Annotated in this window: 7 protein-coding genes and 1 pseudogene; 2 read left to right on the top strand and 6 right to left on the bottom strand. The window is 72.5% G+C overall.

Annotation, left to right across the window (positions count from 1 at the left end):
• Positions 1-11 precede the first annotated feature (11 nt).
• The 5 genes and pseudogenes from ACSU6L_RS36660 to ACSU6L_RS36640 form a co-directional block, all read right to left on the bottom strand.
• Positions 12-1,667 carry an FAD-dependent oxidoreductase gene (locus ACSU6L_RS36660; protein ID WP_437063999.1) on the bottom strand — a complete coding sequence of 552 codons (1,656 nt, stop codon included), beginning with the start codon at positions 1,665-1,667 and terminating at the stop codon, positions 12-14.
• A 293-nt stretch (positions 1,668-1,960) separates the two neighbouring features.
• Positions 1,961-3,535: an MDR family MFS transporter gene (locus tag ACSU6L_RS36655; RefSeq protein ID WP_437065171.1), complete on the bottom strand. Its 1,575-nt coding sequence runs from the start codon at positions 3,533-3,535 to the stop codon at positions 1,961-1,963.
• 176 nt (positions 3,536-3,711) lie between these two features.
• On the bottom strand, positions 3,712-4,413 hold the full coding sequence (locus ACSU6L_RS36650; RefSeq protein ID WP_437063998.1) for a TetR/AcrR family transcriptional regulator: 702 nt from the start codon (positions 4,411-4,413) through the stop codon (positions 3,712-3,714).
• Positions 4,414-4,508: 95 nt separating this feature from the next.
• Positions 4,509-6,000, bottom strand: a pseudogene (locus ACSU6L_RS36645) (ABC-F family ATP-binding cassette domain-containing protein).
• Positions 6,001-6,141: 141 nt separating this feature from the next.
• Positions 6,142-8,601, bottom strand: coding sequence for a SpoIIE family protein phosphatase (locus ACSU6L_RS36640; RefSeq protein ID WP_437063996.1), 2,460 nt, complete (start codon positions 8,599-8,601; stop codon positions 6,142-6,144).
• Between the two features lie 311 nt (positions 8,602-8,912).
• On the opposite strand from ACSU6L_RS36640, the gene ACSU6L_RS36635 reads away from it, so the two are divergent.
• Complete coding sequence (locus tag ACSU6L_RS36635) at positions 8,913-10,982, top strand: SpoIIE family protein phosphatase (RefSeq protein ID WP_437063994.1); 2,070 nt, start codon at positions 8,913-8,915, stop codon at positions 10,980-10,982.
• Between the two features lie 45 nt (positions 10,983-11,027).
• Here ACSU6L_RS36635 and ACSU6L_RS36630 read toward each other — a convergent pair whose 3' ends face one another.
• Positions 11,028-11,963, bottom strand: a complete 936-nt coding sequence (locus ACSU6L_RS36630; RefSeq protein WP_437063992.1) for an LLM class F420-dependent oxidoreductase — start codon at positions 11,961-11,963, stop codon at positions 11,028-11,030.
• Between the two features lie 145 nt (positions 11,964-12,108).
• Here ACSU6L_RS36630 and ACSU6L_RS36625 point away from each other — a divergent pair, with 145 nt between their 5' ends.
• Entirely contained in the window at positions 12,109-12,930 is an 822-nt protein-coding gene (locus ACSU6L_RS36625; RefSeq protein ID WP_437063990.1) for a MerR family transcriptional regulator, read from the top strand.
• The last annotated feature ends 518 nt before the right edge of the window (positions 12,931-13,448 follow it).

Below are 13,448 nucleotides of genomic sequence, written 5' to 3'. Positions count from 1 at the left end.
GCCATACCCGGTCAGGCCACTGCCAGCACCTCGGCCAGGACCTTCCCCAGGACCGCCACGGGGTCCTGGACGGAGCCCTGCGACCGCCACGCGACGAACCCGTCCGGCCGCACCAGAACGGCGCCTGCCGGTGTCGTGCCGTGCAGGGCGGACCAGTCCGCGTCCGCGTCGGGCGCCACCTCGGCATCCGGTCCGGTACCGACCCGGTACGACGTCAGCGGCACGGACATCTCCTCGGCGAGGCGGACGGCCGCCTCGTGCCACCCGCTCGCCTCACCGGCGTCGCTGAGCAGGACGAGCGAGCGTTCGTACAGGTCGAGTGTGGAGATCCGCTCGCCCTTGCGCCGGAGCCACATGTGGGGCGCTCTGCTGCCGGGCTCACCGGTCAGCTCCAGGCGCTCCGGAACCACCGGGACCGTCGGGTCGGCGCCGACCACGGCGCCGCGCGGGTAGCGGTATCCGAGGGCCACGTTGAGGATGCCGCGCTGAGGGGCGCCCGCGGACCCCGGGGGCGGGGCGAAGCCGGGGTGGCTGTGCTCGACCGACCGGACGGCGGCCCGGGCGCTGGTCGCCTCCGCGACGGGGCGGCGCTCGGCGTCGTACGTGTCCAGCAGGCTGTCACCCGCCCAGCCGCCGAGCACCGCGGCCAGCTTCCACGCGAGGTTGTGGGCGTCCTGGATGCCGGTGTTGGAGCCGAAGGCCCCGGTGGGTGACATCTCGTGGGCCGAGTCGCCGGCGAGGAAGACCCGTCCGGCCCGGTAGCTGCGGGCGACACGCTGGGCGGCGTGCCAGGGTGCCCGGCCGGTGATCTGGATGTCCAGGTCCATGTCCCCGACGGCTCGCCGGATGTGCTCGGCGCACCGCTCGTCGGTGAACTCCTCCGTGGTCTCGCCGTTCTCGGGGTGCCACGGCGCGTGGAAGACCCAGTTCTCGCGGTTGTCCACGGGCAGCAGCGCGCCGTCGGCGTCCGGGTTGGTGAGGTAGCAGACGATGAAGCGGCGGTCGCCCATGACGTCGGCGAGGCGACGGGAGCGGAAGGTGATGCTGATGTTGTGGAACAGGTCGCCGGGACCGCTCTGACCGATGCCGAGCTGTTCGCGGACGGGGCTGCGGGGGCCGTCGGCGGCGACCAGGTAGTCCGCGCGGATGGTGGTGTGCTCGCCGGTGTCCCGGCTCTTGACCACGGCGGTGACGCCGTCGGGGTCGGGGTCGAACGACATCAGTTCGGTGGAGTAGCGCAGATCGCCGCCGATGCGGCCGGCGTGTTCGAGCAGGACCGGCTCGAGGTCGTTCTGGCTGCACAGACACCACGAGCTGGGGCTGAACCGGGTGAGTCCGCCGCCCGGGTCGATCTCCCGGAACAGCCACTCCCCCGCGTCGCCGACGAGGGTCGGCGTCTGCAGGATGCCGTGGTTCTCGGCGAGCGTGGCGGCGGCCTGCCGGATGCCCTGCTCGACGCCGGCCACCCGGAAGACCTCCATGGTGCGTACGTTGTTCCCCCGGCCGCGGGGGTGGATGGAGGTGCCCGCGTGGCGTTCCACCAGCGTGTGCCGTACCCCCAGTCGGCCCAGGAACACCGAGGTCGACAGGCCGACCAGGGAGCCGCCGACGATGAGCACCGGGACCTTGTGGGTCGTCTGGTCGGCCTGTTCGGCCCTTGGGTTCATGACTCGCCTCCAGCGCGTAGCGTGCACAGTTCCCGGCCTGTTCCGGCCGTGACCTTCATGCATGCCCGGCCTGGCCTGCCGCGACAGGACGACGGCGCACGCTTCACCCGCTTAACCCGCCCGTTTCGCCGTGTCGGCGGTCAGGGCCCCGCGCCCGACCGGCCTCGCCCGCTCGGGCGACGGCCGTACGGCGGTGCGGGCGACGGCCGTACGGCGGTGTCGGCAGCCGGGGCGGCCCGGTCCCGGGGTGGGCCGGTGACCGGGCCGCCTCGGCCGGACGGGGGTCCGCGTCGTCAGCCCACCTGGGCCGCGCGGTCGGTGTCGCTCGGGGTGGCGCCGCCCGTCTGCGCGGACTCCTCGGCGAGGCGCTCCATGCCGCTGGTCGTCTTGAGCGGCTTCTCCTTGACGAAGAGCACGGCGACGAGGGCGAGGAGCGCGAACGGCGTGGCGACGAGGAAGAGGTCGGCGGTGGCGACCCCGTAGGCGTTCTCCACGATGGCCCGCATGGGCGCCGGCAGGGTGGCCATGTCGGGGACGCCGTGCCCGGCGGACTGTCCGCCGGCGGCGGCACCCGCCTCCGCGACGCTCTTGGTGATCTCCTCCGTGACACGGTTGGCGAGGATCGCGCCGAGCACGCTGGTGCCGATGGTGCCGCCCATGCTGCGGAAGAAGGACAGCACGGAGGTGGCGGCACCCAGTTCGGCGGCGGGGACGTCGTTCTGGGCGGCCAGGACCAGGTTCTGCATCAGCATGCCGACGCCGATGCCCAGAACGGCCATGTACAGGCTGAGCAGGCCGAAGTGGGTGTCGCGGCCGATGGTGGAGAGCAGGGCGAGGCCCGCGGTCATGACGGCGGCGCCCGCGACCAGGTACACCTTCCACTTGCCGGTGGCGCTGATGATCTGCCCGGCGACCGTGGAGGACACCAGCAGGCCCAGGACCATGGGCAGGCTCATCAGGCCCGCGACGGTCGCCGACTTGCCGAGAGAGATCTGGAAGTACTGCGAGAGGAAGACGGTGCCGCCGAACATCGCCACGCCGACGAGCAGGCTGGCGACGGTGGTCAGCGTCACGGTGCGGTTGCGGAAGATGTCCAGCGGGATGACCGGTTCGGCGGCGCGCGACTCGACGTAGACCGCGACCGCCAGCAGGACGGCGCCGGTGCCGGTCAGCGCGGCGGTCTGCCAGGAGGCCCAGTCGAACTGGTTGCCGGCGAGCGAGACCCAGATGAGCAGCGCGCAGATGCCCGCGACGATCAGGAAGGCACCCAGGAAGTCGATCTTCACTTCCCGGCGGCGGACGGCGGGCAGCTTCAAGGTGCGCTGGAGCAGCACGATGGCCAGCAGCGCGAACGGCACGCCGATGAAGAAGCACCAGCGCCAGCCGAGCCACGAGGTGTCCACCAGGACGCCGCCGATGAGCGGGCCCGCCACGGTGCCGACGGCGAAGACGGCGCCGAAGATGCCGGAGTACTTGCCGAGCTGACGGGGCGGGATGATGGCCGCCATGACGACCTGCGCGAGCGCGGTGAGACCGCCCGCGCCGATGCCCTGCGCCACCCGGCTGAAGATGAGCAGGCCCACCTCGTGGGAGAACCCGGCCAGCAGCGAGCCGACCACGAACATGCCCAGGGAGAGCTGGAGCAGCAGCTTCTGGTTGTAGAGGTCGGACAGCTTGCCCCACAGCGGGACCGTCGCCGTCATGGCCAGCAGTTCGGCGGTGACGACCCAGGTGTAGGAGGACTGGCTCGCGCCGAGGTCGGCGATGATCCGCGGCAGGGCGTTGGACACCACGGTGCCCGCCAGGATGGCGACGAACATGCCGGCCATCAGTCCGGACATCGCCTGCAGTATCTGCCGGTTGGACATGGCCGCGGGTGGCGCCTGTCCGGGCGCTGGTGTTGCGTTCACGAGGTCTCTCTCAGATCGGTGGCGGATCGCATACGTCGACGTCCCGGCCCGGGCCGTACCGGAGGGCACCGGGGACATACGGGAGTGGGGCCGTCACGGCGGGGCGGCGGTGGCGGCGGGCCGTGCGGGCGGTGTCAGGGGCGGGCGGCCTGCCCGGGCGGCTCGGACAGGCCGGCGGCGAGGTGGTCGAACGTCTCGTGGAAGACGTCCAGGAAGGCCCGTTCCTCCTGCCGTACGCACCAGTGCTCGACGGCGACCCGGACGGCCGTGATCCCGACGGCGGCGAGCAGCTGCGGGTAGAGGCCGAGGGCCAGCCGTCGGCCCTCCTCGTCGGCGGGGGGTGCGGGGCGGTCGCCCGCCGGGGGCGGTGTGCCCGCGCCCAGGCGTTCGGCGAGCGCTTCCGCCAGGCCCAGTTCGTCGGCCGTGTGGACGTGGTGGCTGCGCACGAGCAGGTGCGGCGACCTGCGCAGCACCTCCGCGTGCAGTCGCCACAGCTCGTGGTGCTGCTCGACCTCCGCCAACTCGGCGGCCATGGCCTCGCGCAGGGCTTCCAGCGGGGAGCGGCCGGACGGGGCGTCCAGCACCGCCTGCCGGATGCGGGCGCCCGCCTCGGCGCCGATCATCAGGAAGACGTCGTCACGCGAGTCGAAGTAGTTGAAGAAGGTGCGGGGGGAGACCCCCGCCGCCTCGCTGATCGCTTCGACCGTGACGTTCTCCGCCCCGTGCCGGGCCGCCAGCCGCACCGCCGCTTCCACGAGCGCGGCACGTGTGGCCCTCTTCTTGCGTTCCCGCAGCCCGCCCCGCTCGGGGGCGCTCCTCTCTCCCACGATGTGCATGTTACGCAAACATGCAGATCCTGCAAAACATGACCACGACTCGGTGATGCCGTGATCCGGTGAGCCGTGATCCGGTGATGCAAGGTCAGGCGAGGTCAGGCGAGGGCGACCAGGTCCCGGTAGTCCTCGTTCCACAGGTCCTCGTCCGCGTCCGGCAGGAGCAGCACGCGGTCGGGGCGCAGGGCGTCGATGGCGCCCTCGTCGTGGGTGACCATGACGAGGGCGCCGCCGTAGGAGCCGACGGCGGCCAGGACCTCGTCGCGGGAGGCGGGGTCGAGGTTGTTCGTCGGCTCGTCCAGCAGCAGCACGTTCGCGCCGGAGTGCACCAGCCCGGCCAGCGCCAGCCGGGTCTTCTCCCCGCCGGACAGCACACCCGCCGGCTTGTCGGCGTCGTCCCCGGCGAACAGGAACGCACCGAGCACCCGCCGCACCTCGCCGTCGGTCAGATGGGGGGCCGCCGCGGCCACGTTCTCCCGCACCGTGCGCCGCACGTCGCGCGCCGTTGAGGCCGAGGATCACCAGGCGGCTGCCCCGGTCGACGGCCAGGTCCACACCGTCGAGGACCCGGTGGCCGCCGTAGGACTTGGCCAGGCTGACGGCGCCGAGCGGGATCCGGCCGCACGGGGCCGGCTCGGGCAGCCGGATCCGCGCGGTCCGCTCGGTGCGCCGGGCCGGCTCCAGTCCGGCCAGCATCCGGTCGGCGCGGCGGACCATGCTCCTGGCCATGACGGCGGTGGCGGAGCGGGCCTTCATCCGGTCCGCCTGGGCGTGCAGGGCGGCGGCCTTGCGTTCGGCGCCCGCCCGCTCGCGGGCCCGACGCCGTTCGTCGGCGTCCCGCTGCGCCAGGTACGCGGCCCAGCCGGTGTTGTGGACGTCGATCGTGGCGCGCGTGGCGTCCAGGTGAAAGACCCGGTTCACGACGTCGGCGAGCAGGGCGGTGTCGTGGCTGATCACCACGAGTCCGCCCGGGTGGCCCTGGAGGAAGCCGCGCAGCCAGGCGATCGAGTCGGCGTCCAGGTGGTTGGTCGGTTCGTCGAGCAGCAGCGGGCCGTCGTGTCCGGCGAACAGGATGCGGGCCAGTTCCACCCGGCGCTTCTGCCCGCCGGACAGGTCGCCGACCGGCCGGCCCAGCACCCGGTCCGGCAGGCCCAGTCCGGCCGCCACCCGGGCGGCCTCGGCCTCCGCGGCGTAGCCGCCGCCGGCCTGGAAGGCGGCTTCGGCGCGGGCGTAGGCGTTCATCGCCCGCTCCAGTTCCGCCGGGGTGCCGTCGTCGGTCATCGCGGCCTCGGCCCCGCGCAGTGCGCGCAGCGCGCCGTCGAGCCCGCGGGCCGACAGGATCCGGTCGGTGACGGTGACGGTGGGGTCGGCGGCACGGGAGTCCTGGGCCAGGAAGCCGACCGGGCGGGTGCGGGTGATGGTTCCCGCGGCCGGCCTGGACCGTCCGGCCAGGGCGGTCAGCAGGGTGGTCTTCCCCGCGCCGTTGCGGCCGACGAGGCCGATCCGGTCGCCCGGGGAGACGGTGAAGGAGATGTCGGACAGCAGCAGGCGCGCGCCGACGCGCAGCTCGACACCACGAGCAGTGATCATGGGATGACGCTCCGAAAAAGCGAGAGGACACACTTCTGGCGTGGAAGCGGGTCCTCGGCTAGGAGATTCGGGGCGTCGACATACGGTGCACCGTAACGCAGACGGCGAGCGGCACGCGCGGCATTTCTTACCCGTAAGGCCCTACGGGAGTTCCTGCTCGGCCCAGATGATCTTGCCGTCGGCCGTGTACCGGGCTCCCCAGCGGTGCGCGAGCTGGGCCACCAGGAACAGGCCGCGGCCGCCCTCGTCCGTGCTGCGGGCGTGCCGCAGCCGTGGGGCGGTGCTGCTGCCGTCGGCGACTTCGCAGGTCAGGCGGCAGCCGCGGAGCAGCCGCAGACGGATCGGTGGTTCGGCGTAGCGGATCGCGTTGGTGACCAGCTCGCTGACGATGAGTTCCGTCGTCATGGCCAGTTCCTCGAAGCCCCAGGCCTGCACCTGGTGTGTCGCGCGGGCCCGGACGTCGCCGACGGCGGCGGGGTCCGCGGGCACGTCCCAGGCGACGACCTGGTCGGTGTCCAGGGCCTGGGTACGGGCCAGCAGGAGGGCGACGTCGTCGGACTGCGGGGCGGACACCAGCCGCTGCACGGCGGTCGCACAGAGCGTCCCGAGGTCGGGGGCGGACTCGGCCAGGAGCTCGCCGAGCCGGGACATGCCCCGCTCCATGTCGTGGTCGGCGCCCTCGACGAGGCCGTCGGTGTAGAGGCCGAACAGGCTGTTCGCGGGCAACTCGATCTCACCGGCCTCGAACGCCACCCCGCCCAGCCCGAGCGGTGGCCCGGCGGGCAGTTCGGGGAAGTGGGCGTGCCCGTCCGGTGTCACCACGACGGGCGGCGGATGTCCGGCCCGGGCCATCGAGCACCGCCGGCTGACCGGGTCGTAGACCGCGTACAGGCATGTGGCGCCGAGGAAGGCGGTCGTGCTGTCGGTCTCCTCGTCGGCGCTCCTCTCCTCGCTGAGCCTGAGCACGAGGTCGTCGAGGTGCGCCAGCAGTTCGTCGGGGCGCATCTCCATGTCGGCGAGCGTCTGTACGGCGGTGCGCAGCCGGCCCATGGCCGCCGCCGCGGTGATGCCGTGGCCGACGACGTCGCCGATGACGAGGCCGACGCGGGCGCCGGACAGCGGGATCACGTCGAACCAGTCACCGCCTACGCCGCCCGTCGGGTCCGCCGGCAGATAGTGGGAGGCCACCTCCAGTGCCGTTCCGCCGCTCAGGGCGTGGGGCAGCAGACTGCGCTGAAGGGTGACGGCCGCGGCGTGTTCCCGGGTGTAGCGGCGGGCATTGTCGACGCACAGCGCCGCCCGTGCCACCAGTTCCTGGGCGACGAGGACGTCGTCGGGCTGGAAGGAGACGGGGTTCAGCGACCGTACGAACGTGGTGAGTCCGAGGACGGTGTCCCGCGCCAGCATCGGCACGGAGATGAGCGAGTGCAGCCCGAACTCGCGGATGCTGGTCGCCCTCTCGGGCTGTTCGGTGGCCCACAGTTCGTCGGTCGGGTCGAGGACCGGGACGAGCACCGGCTCGCCGCTCATCAGCGGGTTGATGTCGGGCGGCGGGGGGAGGAAGTCCACCCGGTCGCCGATCCGCGCCACGGCCTCCGGGCAGCCCTCCCGCACCGAGCTCATGCCGGCGCGGCGCATCTCCGGGCCGGCGGAGGCCGGTCCCGCGTCGGGCAGCCAGGTTCCGTGCCCCGACGTGCTGAGCACGGGTTCCAGGAGGTCGACGACGACGAAGTCGGCGAAGCGGGGCACGACGAAGTCGGCGAGTTCCTGAGCGGTGCGCAGCACGTCCAGCGTCCTGCCGATCCTGGTGCCGGCCTCGCTGACCAGCGACAGCAGCTGGCGGGCGTTCCAGCGTTCGGTGACGTCCAGGACCATGTAGCAGACGCCGGTGATCGACTCGTCCGCGTCCACCAGGGGGAAGAACGAGGTGGAGTAGGCGTGTTGGCGGTGCGGATCGGCCCAGCTCCAGCCGGCGTACTCGTAGTCGGTGACCGGAACGCCGGTGTCCAGCACCTTCCGCATCAGGCCCTCGATGGTGTCCGCCTGGAGCCCGGGCAGCAGCTCGCTCAGGCGGCGTCCCAGCCGCTGTTCGCGGGGCACCCCGCCGAAGCGCTCCAGGGTGTCGTTCACCCAGACGTAGCGCAGTTGCGTGTCCATCACCGCCATGCCGACCGGCGCGCGGGTCAGGAAGCCGTCGAGGACGGAGGCGCCCACCGTCCACTGCTGCCGCTCCTCGCGCGCCGAGACGAGAAAGCACACGTGGTCACCGACCCGGAAGGACGCCGACACGCGCAGATCGACGTCGACGCCGCTGCCGTCACGATGGCGCAGGGAGATGGAACCGCTCCAGCCCATCCCGGCCCGGCACCGTTCGGCGACCCTCCGCGCCCGTACGGGATCCGCGGGCATCGCCACCAGCGGCGCGGCGGAGCGGCCGACGACGTCGCGCGCGCGGCGGCCGAGGAGTTCCTCGGCGCCCCGGGTCCAGCCCAGTACGACGCCGTCCGCGGTCAGCACGGCTGCCGCATCGGTGGACGCGTCGAAGAAGTCCCGCCGCCCGGCGGACGCGGACGGATCGGAGCCTGCTCGTATGGAATCCATCGGTCCCATCCTTTACAGGACTATGTTCCTGCTTGTCCGGCCGATGTGCACGGGCCCGGGAGGCCGGGGCCGTCCCCCCGGGTACCTCGGGTGGGGCCGGGGTATCCCCGGCGGGGCGCTTCGCCGGTCCGGCCGGTGCCTCGCGTCGTCGCAGATCAGCGGTGGGTACGCGGCCCGGACGCGCGCGGGCCGATCACCGGGACTGGGCAACGCGCGGGACCGGATGCAGCATGGAAGAGCCGGTCCTGACAGCCGTACGGCGATGCCGGCACAGGCCGGCCGACCCTGCCGGCCGGTCAGGAGGATCAGGGATGACAGCCGAATCCTTCCCCCCGTCCAAAGGTGACCAGTACGGCTCCGAGTCGTCCGGCCGGACCACCCTGCTGGACGTGCTCAGTGTGGCCGCGCTGGTCCTGGACACCGAGGGGCGCATCGTGTTCTGGACCCCGCAGGCCGAGGACCTGTTCGGGTACAGCGCGGAGGAGGCGCTGGGCAAGCCCGCGGCGCGCCTGATCATCCACCACGAGCATCTGCAGGCCGTGGTGAAGCTGTTCGCGGAGGTGCTGGAGACGGGGCGGAGCTGGGCCGGTGCCTTCCCCATCCGGCACAAGGACGGCAGCACCCGGCTGATGGAGTTCCGCAACATGCGGCTGCTGGACGACCTCGGGGACGTCTACGCCCTGGGCCTGGCGGCGGACCACACCCTCCTCCAGCGCGTCGAGACCGATCTGGCGCTGTGCGAGCGGCTGATCAACCAGTCCCCGATCGGTCTGGCCCTGATGGACCCCGAGCTGCGGTACCTGCTGGTCAACCCGGCGCTGGAACGCATCGACGGAATCCCCGCCGAGGACCACATCGGCCGTCACCTGAGGCAGACCCTGCCCTTCCCCGACATGGACACCGTCGAGTCGTGTCTGCGCCAGGTGCTCACCACGGGCACCCCGCTGCTCGACCAGTACCACGTGGGCCGCCCGCCCTCGGAACCGGACCACGAGCACGCCTGGTCCCTGTCCTTCTACCGCCTGGAGGACCCCAGTGGGCGGGTACTCGGCGCGGCCATGTCCGTCGTCGACGTCACCGAACGGCATCGCGCGGCGATCGAGGCGGACCGGGCCCGGCGGCGCCTGGCCCTCATAGCGGAGGCCTCGACGCGGGTCGGCACCACCCTGGAGGTGCAGCACACCGCCCGTGAACTGGCGGAGGTCGCCAGCCCCGAACTCGCCGACATCGTCGCCGTGGACGTGCTGGACTCCGCCCTGGCCTGCCGCCGCACGCGCAACGCGGACAACGGCCCGGAGCTGTTCCGCGCCCTCGCCATCAAGGCGGCCCACCCCAGTGTGGCGCTGCGCGCCGCCGACCCGCCCGGGGACCTGGCCTCCTACGAGGGCGACCGCCTGGTCACGCTGTGCGTCCACACCGGCCGACCGGTCCTGGTCCGACACGTCGACGAGAACGATCTGCGGCGTATCGCCCGGGACGCCGAGGCCACCGCGTTGCTGGCCCGCGCCGGCGTCCACTCCTATCTCGCCGTGCCGCTGATCGCGCACGGCGAGGTGCTGGGCGCCCTCGACCTCAAACGCACCCGCAACCCGGCCCCGTTCGACGACGACGACGTCGTCCTCGCCACCGAGCTGGCCAGCCGGGCCGCCGTGGCCATCGACAACGCCCGCTGGTTCCAGAGCGTGCGCAACACCGCCCTGACCCTCCAGCGCAGCCTGCTGCCCGACCATCCGCCGCACCACACGGGTCTCGAACTGGCCTCCCGCTACCAGCCCGCCCAGGCCACCAGCGAGGTCGGCGGCGACTGGTACGACGTCATCCCGCTCACCGGCGACAAGACCGCCCTGGTCGTCGGCGACGTCATGGGCAACGGCATCGACGCCGCCGCCACCATGGGCCGGCTGCGCACCGCCACCTGCGCGTACGCGGACCTGGACCTCGATCCGGGCGAGGTGCTCCAGCACCTGGACAAGATCACCTGCGACCTGGAGCACTACATCGTCACCTGCCTCTACGCCGTGTTCGACCCCCACACAGGCAAGTGCCGCATGGCCAACGCGGGCCACATGCCGCCCGCGCTCGCCCGTCCCGGCCGCGACCCGGCCCTGCTCGACCTGCCGACCGGGGCCCCGCTCGGGGTCGGCGGCGTCACGTTCGAGACCACCATGACCGAGCTGGACGCCGGCGATCTGCTGATCCTGTACACCGACGGCCTCGTCGAGACCCGCCAACACCCCATCGACGAGCGCCTGAACGCCCTCCTCAGCTTCCTCGACGAGCCCGAGCGGCCGCTGGAGGAGACCTGCGACCTCCTGCTGTACGGCCTGCGCCACCCCGACGACCACGACGACGTCGCGCTCCTCGTCGCCCGCGCGGTGTGAGCCGGCACGCGCGAGAGGGCCGGGGTGGCGCCGTCGGGCACGCGATCAGTGCCCGGAGGCGGCCGCCAGCTCCCCGAGGAGTGCCCACGTGCGCCGCCGATCGGCCTCCCCCGCGATGTTCGTCCCGGCGAACACGACCTCGGTGGCCCCGGCGTCCCGGTACCGCCGCACTTCGGCCGCGATCGTCTTCTCGTCGCCGATCACCGCCACGTCCGCGGCCCGCCGGCCGCCGGAGAGTTCGATGACGCGCGCGTAGGACGGGATCTGCTCGTAGAACGCGAGCTGACCGGCGGCCTTCTCCCGTACGGCGTCGACGTCGTCGGTGACCACGCCGTGCACCAGTGCGACGATCCGGGGCGCGGGCCGGCCGGCCTCGCGCGCCGCCGCCGTCAGGGCGGGGACGATGTGCTCGCCCAGCGCGCGCGGGCCGGCGAGGTAGGGCAGGATCCCGTCCGCCAGCTCACCGCTGACGCGCAGTGCCTGCGGGCCCATCGCGGCGACGAGCAACGGCACTCCGCCCTCGGCGCCCGGCACACGCGCGGGAATCGGGGTGGCCGCGGTGAGCAGTTCGCCGTGGAAGTCGGCGGACCCGTTCTCGGTGAGCTGCCGCAGCGCGGTGAGGAACTCGCGCAGCAGGGCGACGGGCCGGGTGAAGGGGATGCCGAAGCCCGCCTCGGTCAGCAGCTTGGTGCCGAGGGCGAGTCCGAGGTGGTAGCGGCCGTGCGTGGCCGCCTGGGCCGTCTGGGCCTGGCTGGAGACCAGCAGGGGGTGGCGGCCGAACACGGGGATCGCGGACGTGCCCACGTGCAGGCCGGGCACCTCACGTCCCACGATCGCCGCCAGCAGGGGTGAGTCCGCGCCGAAGGTCTGCCCGAACCAAGCCGATCTGAGTCCCGCCTCCGCGGCTTGGCGCGCGAGCCGCACACTGGCGTCGATCTGGTTGTCGGAACCGGTCGCGTCGAGTGTTACTCCTATAGTCATGTCTATGCCAACCAGCGGCGTTCACGGGCCCATTCCGCTTCCCGTGTGACGTCTGCGTGTCAGTCGTGTGATCCCGTTCGCCCATCGCCCGTACCGTCGTGCCCTTGACCCTCACACCGTGTCAGGCGGTCAGCTCGGAGACATCATGTTCACCATCGGAGACTTCGCCCGGCACGGCCGCGTGTCGGTCCGGATGCTGCGTCACTACGACGCGACCGGACTGCTGCGCCCGGCCCATGTCGACCCGGCCAGCGGCTACCGCTACTACACGGCGGCCCAACTCGCCCGCCTCAACCGCGTCATCGCCCTGAAGGAGCTGGGCTTCAAGCTTCAGCAGGTCAAGGACATCGTGGACGAGAAGGTCGGCGCCGAGGAGCTGCGTGGCATGCTCCGGCTGCGGCGGGCCGAGCTGGAGACGGCGGTCGCCGCCGCGCGGGCGCGGCTGGTCCAGGTCGAGGCGAGGCTCCGAGCGATCGAGAGTGAGGGACACATGTCCACGAACGACGTCGTCCTCAAGAGCGTCCCCGCGGTCCGGGTGGCGGAACTCACCGCGACCGCCGAGAGTTTCGGGCCCGAGGACGTCAGCCCCGTCATCGGTCCGCTCTACGACGAGCTGTTCCGGCGTCTGGAGGCCGCGGGGGTCACCCCCTCGGGCCCGGGGGTCGCCTACTACGAGGACGCCCCTCAGGGCGCCGGCCGGATCACGGTCCATGCCGCCGTCCAGGTCTCCGCCCCGCTCCAGGACGGCTCCTTCCGCGTGCTCGACCTGCCGTCGCTCGACCAGGCGGCGACCATCGTGCACCGCGGCTCGATGGACGGCGTGCTGCCCACGGTCCAGAGCCTGGCTCACTGGATCGACGCCAACGGCTACCGGTCGACCGGGTACCCGCGCGAGATCAACCTGGAGTGCCCCGAGAACCGCGACGACTGGGTGACGGAACTCCAGACCCCGGTCACCCCGGCCTGACCCGTCACACCGCACGGCCGGCCGCCGGGCACCAGCCGGTGTCCGGCGGCCAACTGCGCGGCCCCCGCGGCCGGTTGAGGGGACACGGGCATATCGGTCCCCTCGCCCCCTTGCCGCCCGGCCGGTGATTCGAGCCTTGCCCGAAACCTTGCCACTGTCACCGCCTCCCCCTATCCTCGCGGAGCGGAAAGCGCTTTCCCATCCACACAAGGGTCGTTTCGACGGAAGCGACCATCGCGGCATTCGCCGCCCCTGCGCACCAGAGCCGCCACCGATCCACGCGTGGGCTCCACCCGGCAGCCGACGCGCCCACAGAACGAAGGGTGCACGCCACGACGACGCCGCACCGCACTGCCCGACGCTGCCCCGACACGACGGCATCCAGGCAACAAACCGCTGATCAGGACACTGATCACAGCGGCGGTCGGCTACGCGGTGACGGCACCGCCGGCATCTTTCGGCGGGAGCGGTCCGAAGCGCACGGTCACGGTGACCTCGTGGCCGACGCCCACGACCCC

It is taken from the genome of Streptomyces sp. enrichment culture, assembly GCF_964272855.1.
GTDB lineage: Bacteria > Actinomycetota > Actinomycetes > Streptomycetales > Streptomycetaceae > Streptomyces.
Note: the sequence above shows the minus strand (reverse complement) of the source record. Positions and strands in the feature narration are given on the sequence as shown.